Here is a 17,820-nt window from a genome sequence, read left to right as displayed (position 1 = left end):
CAATGAATGCCAAACAACTCAAAAAACTACTGTCATTGCACCGTAGTTTTGGGATGGTGCTCGGCATTCTGGTTTTATTTTGGGCCTTAACGGGTGTGTTGCATCCCATTATGAGTGCAACACAACCCCAGCCTGTAAAACGAATGCCTCCATCACAACAATTTAATCTGGAACATGCCTTAGCTGTTGCGTCTATTTTAAGACAGCAACAGATAGACCAATTTTCAGCATTACAAACCATTGAACTACAACCCAACTTAGTGGCTTATCGGGTGCAACTGCCACATCAAGATATTGCTGAGTATTTTAATAGTCAAACAGGTCAAACCATTGAAAATGCAGAACAGCAAAATGCAAAACGTTTGGCAATCTGGTACACAGGATTATTAGAGCAACAAATCGTTTCTGCCCAACTCATTACAGCATTTAGCGATGATTATCCGAGTGTAAATCGTTTACTCCCAGTCTGGCGTGTCAACTTTGATAATGGCCTAAGAGCATATGTTGATCCCTCACAAGCCAGACTTGCGACCCTATCGAATGACCAAAAGATGTGGATGGCAAAGATATTCCGTTTAGGTCATACCTGGACTTGGGGCGAGCAACCGTGGAGTGGACAAAAGCTGCTCATGCAAATTGCGCTGATCGGTATTTTTGTTCTCAGTGTTATGGGAATTGGATTATTTTTTAAAATTCACAACCGCCATAATCATCGTCTAGGGCAAAAGCCAATTCGTTTTCTACACCGCTATCTCGGGATCAGTTTAAGTGCATTTATTTTACTTTGGATCATCAGTGGTTTTTATCATCTTTGGCAGAAGAAAGCTGATATTGAAAATGTTCAACCCGTCTTTAATACAGCCTCATTAAATCCTGCAGCATGGCAACACGTCATTCAACAACCTTTACAGCGTTTAGATTTGGTTCCTATTTCACTGAATCCAACTCAAACACAGGCTGCTTGGATGATACAGTCACTTGGGCAAGTTGAGTTACAAGGCAGTATGACCGCAGTTAAAGAACATGATCATCACCAAAACAAGAAAATGACTGCACCAATGATTCAGTTCATTGATGCCAATCATGCTACAAAGCTGGATATTCTTGAACAAAGCAAACGATTGGCTGCAAGTTATTTAGCGTTGAAACCCGAACAAGTGCATGATGCATCATGGGTAACAAGTTTTGGTGGAGAATACGGTTTTATTCATAAGCGACTCCCAGTAATCAAAGTAGAAACCCATCTCAAGAATCAACTTAGATTGTATATTGAGCCTAGTAGTGGTGTTATTGCTGCGCAAGTCACTCAACACGGCGCCTTAGAAGGTTTCAGTTTTGCTTATTTGCACAAATGGACATGGTTACCCCTTGATAAAACGCTAAGAGATATCTTGCTTGGAAGCATAGCGAGCCTCGTTGCACTCTTTGTTGTTCTCGGTTTTCTAGTACAAGTCAAAAAACGATCCTAAACCTATATTGATTCCTCCTTGCTTAGGGGGAATCAACTAAATTCATTCCTTGACTGCTTAAATATAAAATGAAGCCATCACAAAACCGAGTAATACAGCTGTCTCGCTCAACTCTATCGCAGCACCCACCGTATCACCCGTAATCCCACCGATACGTTTTATGAATACAGCGCGCAAATAGAAAAGAATGATCAAAAAGATCAATAAAGCAACGAATCCAGAGAGTAAAAACATACAAAGCAATGCTAATGTAATGACAAATACAACCCATATTGCTGTTCGTGGTAAATTATCAATGAATGAACTTGCAAGCCCTTGTGTACGGACATAAGGTGTGGTGAGAAATAAAAATAGCGGTACATTTCGCCCAAGCATGGGCAATACAATTAAAAAGGCTGCCATTTGTTGCTCAAGCAAGACGGATAAAGCCACAAATTTCAGCAAGCATACCGCGACTAAACTGAGCACCCCAATTGGACCACAAGCAGGATCTTTCATAATTTTCAGCGTACGTTCAGGATCACCAAATCCTCCGACCCATGCGTCAGCTGTATCTGCTAAACCATCTAAATGCAGTCCTCCTGTTAGCCAAATCCAAAGCACCAAAATCAAGCCAGCACTCAACATAATCGGAAGTTTTGCTAACATTAGGGTAGCGATAAATAAAATCAGTCCTATCAACAAACCCACCGCAGGATAAAACAGCAAGGCCTGACCGTTTTGTTTTGCAGTTGGTATGGCTTTTAGTTCAATTGGCAAAACCGTCAAAAATTGCAAGGCAATCCAAAAAGGCGTCATGCAAACTCTCAATCACATTAGATTTATCATGCTTGAATTATGAAGAAGTAAAATCGGGAATAGCAAGCCATTCCCGAATGAAAAGATTGAATATCTTAGATTATTGAATTTGATAGCATTGTTTAAGCTTTAAATAATCATAATAAAAACTATTACTGCTATATCGCGCGTAGTTACAACTTGACTTAAACAAGGTTTCTTTTTCGTTATAGAACATTTTCACCAAAGTCGTGCCTTGGGTATTTTGATAGATATCCCACTGTAAATTGGCTGCCATTGGTGACACTATCTCACCTCGCCAAGCACTATTGCTGTAATTATAGGTTTGGCGCAAAGGTAAAGGCTGCATCATGTTATGCAACTCTAAACTCGTCGCTAAAGGAATAATGATTTCTGCATGAGCAAAACGTAGCACCGCACGATGCGATTGTTGCTTATCAACTATCGCATCTACCTGTTTAAATAGGTCCTGTTTCAAACCTTGCGCAATTGCACTGGTGACATTCTTCGATTCGGTAAAACTTGGTCCTTTGCTATAAAAATCGTTGGCATCATTAAATTCAGCATAGAATTTTGCCGCATCTAAAGGCATATATTGATCAAAATCAATCCCTTTCAATTCAGTTTTCATTCCACCTGAAATCGAATACAGCTCATAGACATAAGCAGCCGCATCTACAGCGCTGGCAATGCTATTTTTTCCCTTACCTTTTTCAGTAATACTTTCGCCATTTGGAGCAGTGACCGTATAAGAACCCGTATTACTAAAAATATAACCCGTAGTTCCGAGTTTTTTAATAAATTCAGGCTTAAAAAGTGGGTTCAATACACGCATTGCAATTTGTTCAGCCTGCGTATTCTTTGCAAGCTCATTCAGTTTATTGATCAGTTCGGCATCATCTTCTTCAAACTTTTGATAAGCTTGACTCGCATCATAAATGGCTTGTTGAGATGCCGATAATGGTGTTGCTAAATCCTGCTCTTTATTCAAACTATGAAAATACAGTTTAAATCGATCAACCCCACCATCTTCAACCGTTGGCACACTGCTACTGGCTAAACTGGTGTATGACATTGGGGTAATGTTCGCTTTCAGTTGAGGGTGCTGTTGAATCAATTCTGCGGTAAAGAACTTGGCACTGTCTACTGCGCGATCGACGCCTGAACTTTGCACTAAAATTGATGCAGACTGAGTCGAAGCTGTTTTAAATAAATCTGGTAAACGCTGTAATAAACGATCTGCAATCCCACGATGTTCCTGAATCCCACTCATGGTCTCATTGCCATAACCAAATTGACGAATTCCTTCCACGCCATAGCCAAGCAGGATATTGGCTTTCATCATGCTTTCTAAATCAGCACCAAGTTTTTCACCCAATGGTGTTAATGCATTTTCTGCTTTGGCTTGTTTCCATAGGTTATATAGTGCGAGATCATATTTGATACTGGATAAACCGCGTGAACCATGACGTGCAACCAACTCTGTAAATACAGGCTGGAAACCTTGCGGAATGGCTTCGTATTTATTCAGATCTTGTTGCGGTTGGTAGGGTGTTTTGGTTTGATAATATTTTGATTCGGTAATAGTTTGAGATGATGTCTGACTCTGTTGCTGGTCATCGCTATTACATGCTGCTAATAAAATACTTGCGCATAACACACTACTTTTCAATAATATATTCATGATTGATTTGATTATAGGTCAAGAAATTGACCTGTATCATAGGCAGTGCTAATGACAGTTCGATTACATCGATATGACGCTCATGAATACTGAACAATAAAACGATTTTTTATCATTTTTCATTCGCAGATTTTTCAAAAAATTGAATCTCACCACAGTGATGAGTCAGCTCAAGTGAATATAATTTTCCAAGCTCGGCAGGCATTGTAAGCAAGTCATCCAAACTTCTCTGACGTGCGATGCATGTCAGCAATTTAATCACTCCGCCATGCGTTACCACTAAGGCCTGATTCCAGTCTTGATGCTGCATCTGCACATATATCTGCTCAAAGCCGACTAGAACCCTTTGTTGAAATTCGTGTAAAGACTCTCCATTTGGTGCCTGAAACTGGGTTGGAAATTGCCAGAAATTTTCCAATAATTCAGGTTCTGTTTCATAAATGCTTTGAGTAGAAATACCTTCCCAATCACCAAAATACATTTCCTGGATATCAGCATTGAGTAGCACAGGCAATTCAAGTTGTTTGGCCAATTTGCGTGCAAAGGTTTGGCAGCGTTGCAATGGTGAACTAACGATCACATCCCATTTTACCTGGTTATCCAAATGCTGCTGAACAGTGTTTTGCATCTGCTGCCAACCTTGTTCAGTCAACGCATCATCAAGATGCCCACGCAATGTATGACTGAGTGTGGTTTCACCATGTCGCAGTAAATCAAGGTGCAACTTTGTCACCCGTTACAGCTGCTTCTGCAAAAGTTGCCATTTGGTTATGCAACACACATGCAAGTTCGATCATCGACAATGCTGCACCTGCACCACTGCCTTCACCTAAACGTAAATTCATTTTTAAAATAGGCTGTGCATTTAACTCATTTAAAATACGGTGATGGCCATACTCTGCTGATTGGTGTCCAAACAACATCCATGCACGGCTCAGTGGTTGAATACGGACTGCACATAAAGCTGCCACTGAACTGATAAAGCCATCCACAACAATCGGTAAGCCAATTTGTGCACAACGTAAATAAGCCCCTGTCATTGCCGCAATCTCTAAACCGCCAACGGCTGCTAGAATGTTTAAGGCATCATTTTTAACTTTTGTATGATGAAGCTTTACCGCTTGATCAATCACCTTCACCTTATGTTGTAGCTGTTGATTGCTAATTCCTGTACCCACACCGGTTAGTTGTGCAGCATCTTCGTTCAATAATAAACAAGCCAATGCTGAAGCAGAACAGGTATTCCCAATCCCCATTTCTCCTGCAATAAAAATATCAGCAGCTTGTGCTTTGGCTTGATCAACACTGTCTTTACCCAGTTGTAAAGCCACTAAGCACTCCTGTTCCGTCATCGCTGCCTGTTGAACAAAATTGGCAGTACCTGTACGAATACAATGCCGTTCAACACCAGCATAATCATAGGCATCACCCACCGTGCCGCAATCAATAACTTGTAAATGCGCTTGATGGTGTTTGGCAATCACACTAATCGCTGCACCGCCTGAGGCAAAATTTTGTAGCATTTGGCGAGTGACTGTTTGGGGGTAAGCCGAAATATTTTCAGCAACCACACCGTGATCGCCAGCAAAAACGGTTATCCAAGGCTGCTGAATCTGCGGATGTACAGTGCCTTGTAAGCTTGCCAATTGAATTGCAATCTGTTCAAGCTCTCCCAAAGCGCCGGTTGGTTTGGTCAATTGGAGTTGTCGTTGTTCGGCTTGTTGTTTAGCAGCTAAATCAGGTTGTTGAACGGCGGCTAAAAACCATTGTTGTTCAGTCATGTTATTTCTCATCTTTTAGAATCATTGGAAAGCCTGCCACACAAAATACAACTTTCTGAGCAAGTTGACCTAAGGTCTGATGCAACCGGCCAGCTTCATCGACAAAACGGCGACTGATTTCCCCCATAGGCACGACCCCAAGCCCAGTCTCATTGCTGACTAGAATTATTCGGGATTGCAGCTGAGGTAATATATCGAATAGTTTTTGCATCTGTTGTTGCTGTAAAGTCAGGTCTTCAGCCAACAATAAATTGCTCAACCATAAAGTAAGGCAGTCGACCAGAATCAGCTGATTGGGTTGATCGGATTGCAAAAGTTGCTCGGCGAGATAAATCGGTTCTTCACACACTTGCCAATGTACTGGACGTTGCTGTCGGTGATGCTCGATTCGCTGCTGCATTTCTTCATCTAATGCTTGCGCTGTCGCGATATACACAACTGCCAAACCAGAATCTTTGGCGATTTGTTCAGCCAAACGACTTTTCCCTGAGCGTGCGCCGCCTAAAATCAGTTGCAACATATTTAACCTAATTCAATTTGCCGATAAGGATAGAGTAATCCTTGTAAAATCTGTGCCTTATAATAGCCGAAAGTTAATTTCTTGACCTGAATCTTGATGTTTTTTATCGGCAAGCGTTGTATTCGCTCTAACACCACATCACTCTGCCATGCTTGGCGATACAAACCTAAAGTAATATGCGGACAATACTTAAGTGCGGCTATTTCATTTGATGTTGGAGTGAGTTGCTGACGTATCTGAGCCAGCACGTGATCTTTGTCTTTGATCTGTAAGAATAAAGCACTGCTGAAACTATCTATCTGAGTAATTTCTAACTCAAAGGATGCAAACTGCAATGCTTCAATTAATTCTATATGTTGCTGTAATTGTTGAATCTGAAAGTCATCATCGTATTGTTTTATAGTGGAAGTCAAAAAACCACAAACAAAAATCGTGATGTGAAATTGACGTTGTGGATTTGGGAGAAGCAGATCTGAAAACTGAGCTTGGATTTCATCCAAATATTCGATCAACTCAGGTTGATCAACGTCGATATACCACAAAGCATAGTTTGAACGCCCGAAATGCCATTCAGGATAATCACGTACTTCTGTTGCAATCAGTTCAGTTGCTGCTTGTAATAACACAACGTCTAAATCATTTTAAAGTTGTGTTATTCAAACATAAAGCAATTGAGAAGTTAAGGCTTCTTTACCACCAATTATAGAGACTTAAGCGGACTGAGGTTTTAACTCATCGAGTTGTGATAAGAACGCATCGTCATCGAGTTCAGCCTGTATCCCTTTATAGAGTTGATTTAATAATGCTTTCCTTTGACTCTCATTGATGTCCATATGTTCAATATTGGTCTGGATATGTTTGACGATTTTAATTTCATCGACCTCAAGCATTTTCAGCGCATAGGCATAACCCAAAATTGCACCTTGTATCAGCTTTTGATAAGGGAGCTGCTGCTGCACATGACATTCTAAACTGCCTAACACCCGCTCATTTAAATTGAGTTTTCTAAGTGGATCACGTGCTACACGTTCGCAAGGGTCTTTATAAGCCGATCGACATGAGTGTAGAAAACTTTCGGCCATTCGGTCCAATTCTTTGGCTTGATGAGGAATCAGATTTGCCAGACCTAATTTTACTTCGTCTACCACTCGTTCTGCATATTTCATGATCTTTGGATCAGCCATGGCGATACCAATGGTTTCATGTCCAAGCGCGCTGGCATACCAAGCTACCATGGCATGGCAACCATTCCATAACCGATTTTTGATAATTTGAATCTCAGAAATCTGATCGACTAAAATCATTTGTCGCATTTTATTGAGCAATGGACTGCGATTTTCAACGTAAATCGGCATATCTGTTTCACTATGGAACAAAATTAAATCCATATTCTGCAAGAATTGCCCTGTTTGAAATTGCCCACGCATGTCTTCTAAACAGTGTGTGATCTGTTGTTCCTGCTTTTCAGTTAAGGCTGTCTCATCTGACAGCTCAATCGTTTCAGGATTTAACTCATTTTGGTACTGCTTAAACAAGTTATGTTTAATATTGAGCTGACGATATAAGGCTTGATCAGTGAGTTTGGACACCATTCGGTTGACCACGGTATCGCAAAAGTAATGTTCACTTAAAATATGCTCTGCAATATCTTCATCTGTTATTTCCAGCAAAGCTTCACGAATATGTTTTAGCACCAGATATTTGGCACAGACTTTATTTAAAATAATCAAAAAAGTAATCGGTTCATTATTCTCTGCGTCTGCTGACATAAACCGAGCGAGCAATCCCTTGGCGATGGTTTTCGCCTCAGTCTGAATCGCCTGTTCAGGCAAACACAAGGCAATTAAGCTCGATTGCATATACATTTCCAGCATCTGCTGTTCATTATCTGCATCAATCGCGATTAGATTTTCAATTCGCTCATCATAAGAAGATTGTCCATACCGGATGCTGTAACGTCCAAAACTATTCACAGACTCCAAATAAAGACGATTTCGGGTCGATGCCAAAATACGTTTGGGCCGCGTATAACCATCCCAATGCGATAGGATTTGTGCAATGTAACCACCACCGATTGCACCAAAACCATGAATCCCCACTGTCAATTGATTCGAACTTTGTGGAAATAATTCCTGTAATTGTGGCATCCCTATTTCAGGAATATATTGATCCAAAGCATTCAGGCACTCATACATATCCTGATAATAGAAATTTGCTTTGGCAAGCATGCTGTCATTTGGTTCTTTTATATCTTTGAATAAAATCGTAATCCCGCCAGCATCATAGGCTGAACAAATCCCATTTTCTGAGTCCTCAAACATCAAACACTGTTGAGGCTGCAAATTTAATTTTTGTGCGGCTTTTAAAAAGATTTCTGGATGTGGTTTACCCTTTTCAACTTCGTCCCCACAGACCAATAAATCAAAAAACTTATAGACATTGGCATTTATTAAATATTCTTCGGCAATTGCCCGACGACTGGACGTCGCAACGGCCATTTTTAAGCCCGATTTTCTTAAGCGCTCTAAAACCTGAATCAAACCTTTTTTGATCGGTACCCCATTATTACGAACGGATTCTAATTCCACTGCATCCGCACGTTTACGAATTGCGGCATAAGGAACATCTGCACCGTAAAACTTTTGTGCTAGCTGTTCAGATGCTTTCGCACTCAACCCTAAACACTGCATCAAATATTCATCAGAAAATTCCTGTCCAATGAGCTCTTTTGATGCCTGTTTCAATGTTTGGAAGCGTAAACGCTCGGTATCAAACATTGTTCCGTCCATGTCAAAAAGCGCTCCTTGAACAGGATAATCATGAAAAATAAGCATCTTTACTCCTTTGATCTTGTTATGACGCTTTATAGGTTACTCAAAAAAAGAGCTTAGAATCCAACTCGTTAATAAATGAAATAAATTTGATCAAAAAACCGCCAAATATTGCTTTTTAAAGCTTATAGTTGACTAATTTTGTAAAGATTCCTTGCATCATGAACAAAAAAATGAATGTTTTTTAGTCTATTTTCATCAAGTGTTGGTACCGTTTCCATTTTCTTGATTCGTTTTAACCAAGCTAATAACAACCTTGTAGAGGAAGAAATATCTGTAAGAAAACAGATATTTCTTTACCGCATACGACTTAGTAATTAATCGTATAACTTAATCCGTAGGTACGTCCTTCGGCAGGAAGGCTAGAAAGTTTTGCGTACGTAATAGCCGATTGCTGACTATAGACTGTACGGTAATCTTTATTCCAAACATTAAACACGCCAAAGTCTACACGCCCTTTCCATGCAGGAAAATGAGTTAATACATCCATTGTTGTATAACCTTTGATATCAGCAGCCTTATTCGGTACAACATTATTATTATTCACAGCAAACTGATCATCTTTAAAGGCTTCATCTGTTCCTTTCACTGCTAAAGCTTGTACACGTACACCATACCCCTCATCATTATCCCACTCAGCAAATACGGTACCTTTGGTTGGAGAAACTTGAAAAGCATTTAGCTCTCGCCATTTACCTGCACCATCTTTATATTGCCCGCGTGTATAGCCTAAAGTTCCACCAACTTTAAAGCTCTCCATAAATGGGTAACCTGCAGTCAACTCTGTACCATAAACACGTTGATCGGTCTCTGCTAAACTTGCTGAACGATCCGCACTAAATTGTACGACTTTATCAGATGTATTATAGAATCCTGTAATAACCAGATTAAGGCCTTGATCCTCTTGTAAGCGCCAACCTAGTTCATAACTATTCACTGCAATTGGCTCAATATTTGCTGATGAAACACTTACAATTGCAACATCACGCAACATGCGTTGCACATCTGGATAACTAAAACCTTGTGAAAAATTAGCAAAGACTTGCTGAGCATCTGTGAGTTTATAAACTGCACCAAGATTAAATAAGACCTTACTATCACTTGTCGAATCACTTGGGGCAAGGGTTAAATCTGCACTCTGCCCTTGTGCAGCACGCTGCCCCTGTCTCGCAGGAAGATATGCATCCGTCTCTGCCTTGATATATTGATAACGTGCACCAGCCTGAATATTTAAACGATCAGTTAACGCTAGGTCACTTTGTAAAAAAGCACCAAGGTTTTGAATCGTCGTATCAGGACCAGCACCATAGCTTTTGCCTGTATCTGTATAAGTTAGACCATTATTTGAAGCATTCAGTAAATCATAGAACTGACTATCTTTTTCATGGTCATAATCCACACCATACGTGAGCTTCAATTGACGGTCGGCAACTGTGAGATCTTTTTGAAGTGTTGAACGTAATCCTGCAACTTCCACATTCGATTCAGATTGGCTTGCAAAATTGCTCAATGCATATACAGGGAAGAAACGCGCTTTTTCTTTACGATAATAAGCTTCTAAGTTTAGTGTCTGTCCTAAAACATCTTTATTTTGGTATTGAGAATTTACCAAATAACGCTCAGTAAATGGTTGATTATCAAGTTTTAGCCCTTTAATCGCTTTATACGAGGGGTTATTCGCGACATCGCCCGTATAATCACGGCCATATTCAGTATCTTGCTTATCTTTATAATATTGAGCACCGAAACTTAATGTTTGATTATCAGTTAAATCAAAGTTTAAACGTCCATTGACATCAATGGTATCGGTATCTTCACGACTTGTTTGGTATGGATCAGTAGCAATACGGTCGCCATGACCATCAAATTGTGAACCACGACTGGTAAAGTTTGCACCTAAGGAGCCATTTATATTGTCTTTATTGAATGAAACAGATTGACCAACTTCATAGGCTAAACCATCTCCTCTAAATGTATCAGAAGAGGTAATTCCTAATTTAGTTTCAAGGCTTAAAGGTTTTGAAGCATCACCACGTTTGGTAATGATATTGATAATACCACCCGTCGCACCAGATCCATAAATACTTGTAGCACCTGAAATAACCTCAATACGCTCAATCATACTTGGGCTAATACTATTCAGCTGACGAGCAACATCACGTGAACCCGTTTGTGACACACCATCAATCATGACCAAGACGTTACGACCACGCATGGTTTGACCGTAGTTACTGGTTGTACCACTGCTCGGTGCCAGTGAAGGAACGAGTTGCGCTAAAATATCTGCAACCTTGCGGCCCGCTCCACTTTGTTGTTCGATTTGCTTTTGCTCAATAGTTTGGACAGTCCCTGCAATTTCAGCAATATTCTTGGATGTTCGCGTTGCTGTTACAACAATTTTTTCTAATTGCATCACTGGTTTTTGTACCGATTCACCTGTGACAACTACATTTCCTGAAACAGTTTCTTCTGCATAAGCTTGCTGTGCAAACATGGCCATGACAGCCAGACAACATGGTGTCATTTTAAAAAGTACTTGCTTTGCTCTAAACTCATTATTGACTTTCATTTTCTCATTTCTCCAGAGAACTTTTTGATTTCATAACTTTTAAAAAAGAAAGATAGTAAAATAATCGAGATACTAATAGTAATTATTTGCATTAACAATAGTATCTCTATGGTTAAGCTATCTAAAAATATATTTATTTCAATTATTCAAAATCTCATCTATTAAAATAATTTAAATGGGAAATCTATAAATAAAAAATTATCCTATCGTTCTTTTATGGAATCGCCACTTTTTCTTCCTGATCATGAATTAATGTCCAAGCAAAATAAAACCCAATCGATAGAGTTAAAATGAGTAATAAATAGAAAGGAGAATGTGTGCTAAAACGATACAAAAAAGTGCTGAGTAATGGCCCAACAATTAAGCCTAATGCCTGTGTCGCCGTACAAAAACTTGCCATTTTAACCTGCGACTGTTGCGATACAGCTTGAGCCGCACCCGTGGTAAATGCTGGTAATAAACACGCTACGGAAACACCATAAAAAATATAGCTCGCCTGAAATACCAAAATTGTAGGTGCATACAATGAAAGTAATAAGCCAAAGCACATAGTGACTAAGCCAATAATCACTAAACTATTTAATTTAAGCTGTAAGACTTTCACGATTAAAAGTTGGGTCAATACCAAGCAAACTCCAACAACCAAGATACATTGGGAGAAATAAACTGCACTTTGTTGGCTACTTAAATAAAATTTATCCTGAATATAAAAACCTGCTGTCATGTTTAAAGTCACGATCGCAACATAAGTCACAAAACCTAAAACCAACCAAATAAAGCTTTGTTTGAGAATCGGCTCATGTTCTTGCGTATGGTTTATTTCTTGTTGATGATTAGAGGTTTGAGCCTGAGCTTGTGAGCTTTTCCTAAAGAGAATACTGAGAGCAATACTGACCAATCCAAGTAAAGCAACGGCAATCCACATTGGGAAAAGTAAACCGCCAAATAATAAAATAGACGTGGCAAATGGCCCAATAATCATCCCAAAGCTATTCATGGCACCGAACATCGCCATCTGTTTACTACGTTCATCCGCTTCTAATGCATGCGTCATCACATAACTTTGCAAACCAATCTGGGGTAAAGCCATAAAAATACCAGTAGATGCTCGACTAAGTACCAATAGGGTAAAAATCAGTAGCGTTGGTAATATTGCCTGCGTTCCAAAATACAAAATTAGAGTAAAAATCGCCCATGTAAAGGTCATTCCCCAAAAACCATAATTGACCAGTTGGTTAGGAGATTGATTGCTTTTGTTTTTCGCAATCCAGATCGATGCAATTGCCATACAGATAGCCCCTGCTGAAACAATTACTCCTCCTTGAAATTCAGATAAGTGTAATTGTCGAGTCAGCGGTGCTAATAAAGGGAGAATCATGGAAAAACAAGTTCCATTGATCAAAGCAGCTAAAGCTAAAAATTTTAAATTGTTGTTCATCATGAAAATCATCAAAAGAAAAGGCATCTAAACAGATGCCTTTTTGATTGGATTAGTATTTGAGAGTGTAGCTCAAACCATATGTACGACCTTGTGCTGGTAAGCTAGACATAGCACCATAAACAGATTCTGCTGCTTGACTAAATACAGTTTTATATTCTGTATTCCAAACATTATATACACCAAAGCCTAATGTCCCTGGACCAGCCTTCGCATTAGCAATCACATCCATAACAGCAAAACCTTTGATTTCGCTCGGTAGTTTTATATCCTTGCGCCCCTTTATATCTACATTTTTATAATCTTGCATCTCTTGTTTCGCTTTATCCGTACCGCTCACAGCAAGTGCTTGGACACGAAGACCAAAGCCGTCTGTAAATTGCCAATCCGTATACAGCGTACCTTTTAGAGGAGAAATACGAGTACTATCTAACTCTTGCCATTTTCCATCCGAATTTTTGAATTGTCCGCTTGTATAAGCAACTGTACCCCCCAATGACATACTATCAGTTACCGGATAATTAACATTTGCTTCAGCACCATAAATACGTTCGTCTGTATCCACAACATCAATGTTATATGCAGGAGCACTATTAAAACGTACAACTTTGTCAGAGGTATTATAAAAAGCCGTTACACTAGTATTAAGACCACTATCACCTTGTAAACGCCAGCCTAATTCATAGTTATTGACCTTGATTGGATCAATATTATTACTATTCACAACAAAATTAGCCGGTACATCACGAAGCATACGCTGTACATCAGGAATACTAAAACCCTGCGAGAAGTTTGCGAAAACCTGTTGAGCATCATTTAAATGATAAACAGCACCTAAGTTAAATAATGTTGCATCATGCTTAACTTTGCCGCCATCCAATCTTTTTGCTGCGTATGGATATTTCAAATCATTTGTCAGAATGTCAGCAGGAATAGACTCACGATACGGTGTGGAATTTGATACTTTACTGTCTATTCGTTCATGGCGAATACCAGCTTGAACATTCAATCGATCTGATACTTCATAATGCCCTTGTAAGAATGCACCTAATTTTTTAATTTCTGTGTCTGGTCCAAATTGATATGTTTTCTCTGGTTCAAAATTCAGACCATTACTTGCATAAAACTGATCGAAGCTAAATCGACGCGCAGAGGCTTTATCCTTTTCATTTTCATAATCTACACCATAAATTAACCCTAACTTACGGTTCGAAATCTCAAAATCTTTTTGTAAGGCAGTACGTACCCCCCATACATCAATTTCTGATTCTGACTGTAAAACCGCATAACCTAGACGAACAGCTTTTAAGAAATCAGGTGAAAGAGGATTTGCATAATTTGGATAAAGTTGTGCTAAGCCGCCGTTTAAAGTTCCATGCCCAAGCGGAGAAACTGTTGGAAACCAACGCCCTTTTTCATTACGATAAAAAGCTTCAACATTCAACTTTTGACCCAATATATCTTGGTTTTCATATTGAGTATTAATTGCATAACGCTTGGTTCTAGGCTGGGTGTCTAATTGTAGACCTTTTACCGCTTTTAAACTTGGTTTTACAGCAGTTGGAAATAATAAATTGGCGGCATTATAACCAGAATATTTACCATAATCCGCACTATATTCACTATCTTGTTCATCATTATAATATTGTGCACCAATGCTGATACTTTGCTTGTCAGCAAACTGCCAACCTAAACGACCATTAACATCGATAGTTTCCGTATCTTGACGGTCAGTCTGAGCAACTTCAGGCCCAATTCGGTCGCCATGACTGTCTTGAATCTCTCCACGTTTGGTATAGCTCGCTCCCAGGAAACCATTCCAGTCGCCTTGTTTAAACGCAGCGGATTGATACACTTCATAAGCCAAGGCATCATTTTTAAAGTTGTCACCTGAAGTAACACCGAGTTTCGATTCAAAATGAACCCCATCGGTCGAACCTTTTTTGGTAATGATATTGATAATGCCGCCTGTTGCACCAGAACCATAGATGCTGCTAGCGCCAGATACAACTTCAACACGTTCAATCATGTCTGGACTGATGCTATTTAACTGACGTGAGCTGTCACGTGAGCCCGTTTGTGGCACACCATCAATCATGTATTGAACTGTGCGACCACGCATGGTCATACCATAGTTACTGGTCGTGCCAGAACTCGGTGTTAATGATGGAACTAACAAACCCAAAATATCTGCCGTACTTTTACCCGCAGCTGCTTGTTTTGCAATATCTTCTTGTTCAATACGATAAACAGTACCTGCAATTTCAGCGATACTTTGTGCTGAACGCGATGCTGTCACTACAATCGGTGCAAGTTGTGTCGGTTTTTGACTTTCTACTGCAGCAGTCGTTTGAACAGCGGCATCAGCTTCAACTGTTTGTGCATACAATTGTGTACTAATTGCTAAGCTTAATAGCGTTAATGATGTTGAAAGTGAACGTACTTTCATAAATTACCCCTAGGTGAGTTGTTCCGTTTGTTTTGCTTTGTGGATTAACACTTGGCTGAGCAAGACGCTCAAGACAGATGCCGCCGCTAAAATGAGATAGAAATTTCCATAACCAAATGCTTTGGCCAAGAAACCAGACATTGCACCGCCAATGAAGTAAACCAATAGCTCGAAACAAACCAAAATTGTAAAGTCTGTTCCAGCTTGTTCTTTGGAGCTGGTATGCATGAAATGAGCGTATAAAGCGGTCATGGCGATGTAGCGAATCGCCAAAATAACCACAACAAATAGCCCCAATAACATATGCCACTGGTTAAACCAGCTAAGTAAGACGGCTGCACCAAGCACGGCATAAACCAAACTACGTGCCCAACCAGCCCAAATCAGCAATTGTGTTGCTGCTATTTTTTTTAGTAAGAAAGCCGCTGTTACGGCTGCCAACAAGCCAATACCAGCACCAATCACAGACATCAGCACCCCAATCTCTGCCAGAGACCATTTTTGATCAATCAGCATTGGATTCAACATCGCCATTGCAGGTGCTTCTACCACGCGATAACACACAATCAATGCCAAAGCCCATAACATTTCAGGACGTTTAAATGCACGAATGAGGCTCGGTGGCTGCTTAGCAATTTTTTCTGTATTCAATTTTTCTTTGATTTGAAAAATCGCCAACATGGTCAGTGCTGTCATCGCCGCTAAACAAATCAAAGCGGTTTGCCAACCATACAATTGATAAAGCCATAACGTTGCAGCTCCACCAATCATACTTCCGAGTGCTACACCAATACTTTGTGCCATACTGCCCAATCGATATTCGGACTCAGAAAAGGTCTCCACTGTATAACCGTCGATTGCAATATCTTGGGTTGCAGCGAATGTTGAAATCCATAAACCGACAATCACAAATACACTCAAACCATAATCAAATTGCGTCAAAGCCAAGGCAACGACACCTAACACCAAGGCAATTTGCGTAAATAACAGCCAAGTTTTACGTTTACCAAGCGCTTTAAAATAAAAACGATCAATTAAGGGCGCCCAAAAAAACTTAAATGCCCATGGGATATACAACAACGACAACATGCCAATCCAACGTAAATCTACACCTTGATGGCGTAAAATTGCAGGCAATGCGACATTATAAAAATACAGCGGCAATGCGTGTGCGAGATAAAGCACAACAACAACCGATAAGCTCAGCGCAGAGACTGTTTTTATTGGAAAATTCTGATCAGGTTTTAATTGTTGGTTCATAAATACCTCTGCATAGCCCATTGCATGGCATCGGTTTTTTCTAAACTGACAAAATAAGGAACATGCCAGGCCTTCTGCAAAGCAGGCGTGTCCAATCGGATACGATCTGCTTCATCTTGGGCAATTCGCGCAAGACCTAAACAATATTGGTAAAAATCTTGTTTATATTGTTTGTACCACTTCCCCTGAATTACCCGATATTCTTCAGGAAATTCAGTGTTCGGCTCGGTTTGCATAATGAGCACAAAACTTCTTTTTTGTTGGAAATATTGTTGAATATGCGTCAACCATTGCTCAAATTCAGCCACCGAGACATGCGCTGTGAAGCGCATGTCCAAGATGTGCATCTCATTTATGGATAAGCTCATGTAACACTCAAGAGTTTGGCTGGCTGATCAGCAGCTAGCTGTTGTTGTGAAGTTTGGTAATATTCCCCAAACTTGTTATAAAAAGTTTCTCTAAAGCAGTAATACAACATCGCCGTTTTTTCTGGCATAGGAATTAAACGTTGGGTTTCGTAACACAGTTCTGCAACGACAGCAGCATAAGGCTTGACAGTATGATCAGGTTCACCCACAATTTTTTTTGCTTGCGAATGTTCAAAAATGTAGAAGCTAAGCAAGCGAATGGTCGGGCGCAAAAAACCTTTACCAAATACGGATTTATCACCAAACAATAAATGCCAGCCGAGATCATTATCATCACCGTCATAATAACGGCCTAAACGATCACGTTTACCCTCATAAATCTCGGTATAACCAACGTCTTTACCATCTACGCCCACAATCAATAAACGTTGATGGTCATCTGCTAGCATCTTGTCAAAATAAACTTGAAGATCTAACTCTGATTTATTCAATTGCCACTGTGGAATCACATGTGGCTCATGCATCCATTGGTGCAGCAATGGGATATCTTGTGGATATTGCACCTGACGTAAGTAATACTGCGTCCCATCTTCGTGGTATTCAAAATAATCTGGCAATTGCTGAGAAATAGTTTTCATATCGAACCTTTATAA

Annotated in this window: 14 protein-coding genes; 1 reads left to right on the top strand and 13 read right to left on the bottom strand. The window is 39.9% G+C overall.

Going from position 1 to position 17,820, the window contains the following annotated elements; genetic code table 11:
* The first annotated feature begins 2 nt into the window (after positions 1-2).
* A complete protein-coding gene (locus tag F887_RS09515; protein WP_005293885.1) occupies positions 3-1,469 on the top strand; it encodes a PepSY domain-containing protein in 1,467 nt (488 codons plus the stop codon).
* Positions 1,470-1,526: 57 nt separating this feature from the next.
* Here the strand turns inward: F887_RS09515 and F887_RS09520 are convergent, their stop codons facing one another.
* From F887_RS09520 to acbD, 13 genes are all read right to left on the bottom strand, one after another.
* On the bottom strand, positions 1,527-2,267 hold the full coding sequence (locus F887_RS09520) for an adenosylcobinamide-GDP ribazoletransferase (protein ID WP_005293883.1): 741 nt from the start codon (positions 2,265-2,267) through the stop codon (positions 1,527-1,529).
* 100 nt (positions 2,268-2,367) lie between these two features.
* On the bottom strand, positions 2,368-3,951 hold the full coding sequence (locus F887_RS09525; protein WP_005293881.1) for a histidine-type phosphatase: 1,584 nt from the start codon (positions 3,949-3,951) through the stop codon (positions 2,368-2,370).
* Positions 3,952-4,063: 112 nt separating this feature from the next.
* Positions 4,064-4,675, bottom strand: a complete 612-nt coding sequence (locus F887_RS09530; protein ID WP_032863125.1) for a histidine phosphatase family protein — start codon at positions 4,673-4,675, stop codon at positions 4,064-4,066.
* Positions 4,665-5,732 (bottom strand): nicotinate-nucleotide--dimethylbenzimidazole phosphoribosyltransferase, encoded by a 1,068-nt coding sequence (cobT, locus tag F887_RS09535; protein ID WP_005293874.1) that lies wholly within the window; start codon positions 5,730-5,732, stop codon positions 4,665-4,667. Before cobT ends, F887_RS09530 begins: the two co-directional genes overlap by 11 nt.
* Before the next feature lies 1 nt (position 5,733).
* Positions 5,734-6,252, bottom strand: coding sequence for a bifunctional adenosylcobinamide kinase/adenosylcobinamide-phosphate guanylyltransferase (gene cobU / locus F887_RS09540; protein WP_005293872.1), 519 nt, complete (start codon positions 6,250-6,252; stop codon positions 5,734-5,736).
* A gap of 2 nt (positions 6,253-6,254) precedes the next feature.
* The gene (locus tag F887_RS09545) at positions 6,255-6,878 is read right to left on the bottom strand and encodes a 2'-5' RNA ligase family protein (protein WP_005293870.1); all 624 of its coding nucleotides are present in this window, start codon (positions 6,876-6,878) and stop codon (positions 6,255-6,257) included.
* An 84-nt stretch (positions 6,879-6,962) separates the two neighbouring features.
* Positions 6,963-9,086: a bifunctional mannitol-1-phosphate dehydrogenase/phosphatase gene (mtlD, locus tag F887_RS09550; protein WP_005293867.1), complete on the bottom strand. Its 2,124-nt coding sequence runs from the start codon at positions 9,084-9,086 to the stop codon at positions 6,963-6,965.
* A gap of 307 nt (positions 9,087-9,393) precedes the next feature.
* Entirely contained in the window at positions 9,394-11,652 is a 2,259-nt protein-coding gene (locus F887_RS09555; protein ID WP_005293864.1) for a TonB-dependent receptor, read from the bottom strand.
* Between the two features lie 214 nt (positions 11,653-11,866).
* On the bottom strand, positions 11,867-13,117 hold the full coding sequence (locus F887_RS09560; RefSeq protein ID WP_005293862.1) for an MFS transporter: 1,251 nt from the start codon (positions 13,115-13,117) through the stop codon (positions 11,867-11,869).
* 25 nt (positions 13,118-13,142) lie between these two features.
* A complete protein-coding gene (locus F887_RS09565) occupies positions 13,143-15,539 on the bottom strand; it encodes a TonB-dependent receptor (protein ID WP_005293860.1) in 2,397 nt (798 codons plus the stop codon).
* Positions 15,540-15,548: 9 nt separating this feature from the next.
* The gene (locus tag F887_RS09570) at positions 15,549-16,799 is read right to left on the bottom strand and encodes an MFS transporter (protein WP_005293857.1); all 1,251 of its coding nucleotides are present in this window, start codon (positions 16,797-16,799) and stop codon (positions 15,549-15,551) included.
* On the bottom strand, positions 16,796-17,167 hold the full coding sequence (locus F887_RS09575) for a hypothetical protein (RefSeq protein ID WP_005293853.1): 372 nt from the start codon (positions 17,165-17,167) through the stop codon (positions 16,796-16,798). The genes F887_RS09570 and F887_RS09575 overlap by 4 nt, the downstream gene beginning before the upstream one ends.
* Positions 17,164-17,805: an acinetoferrin biosynthesis acetyltransferase AcbD gene (gene acbD, locus F887_RS09580; RefSeq protein ID WP_005293850.1), complete on the bottom strand. Its 642-nt coding sequence runs from the start codon at positions 17,803-17,805 to the stop codon at positions 17,164-17,166. Before acbD ends, F887_RS09575 begins: the two co-directional genes overlap by 4 nt.
* Positions 17,806-17,820 lie beyond the last annotated feature (15 nt).

This window comes from Acinetobacter sp. NIPH 2100, from assembly GCF_000369805.1.
Classification (GTDB): domain Bacteria; phylum Pseudomonadota; class Gammaproteobacteria; order Pseudomonadales; family Moraxellaceae; genus Acinetobacter.
Note: the sequence above shows the minus strand (reverse complement) of the source record. Positions and strands in the feature narration are given on the sequence as shown.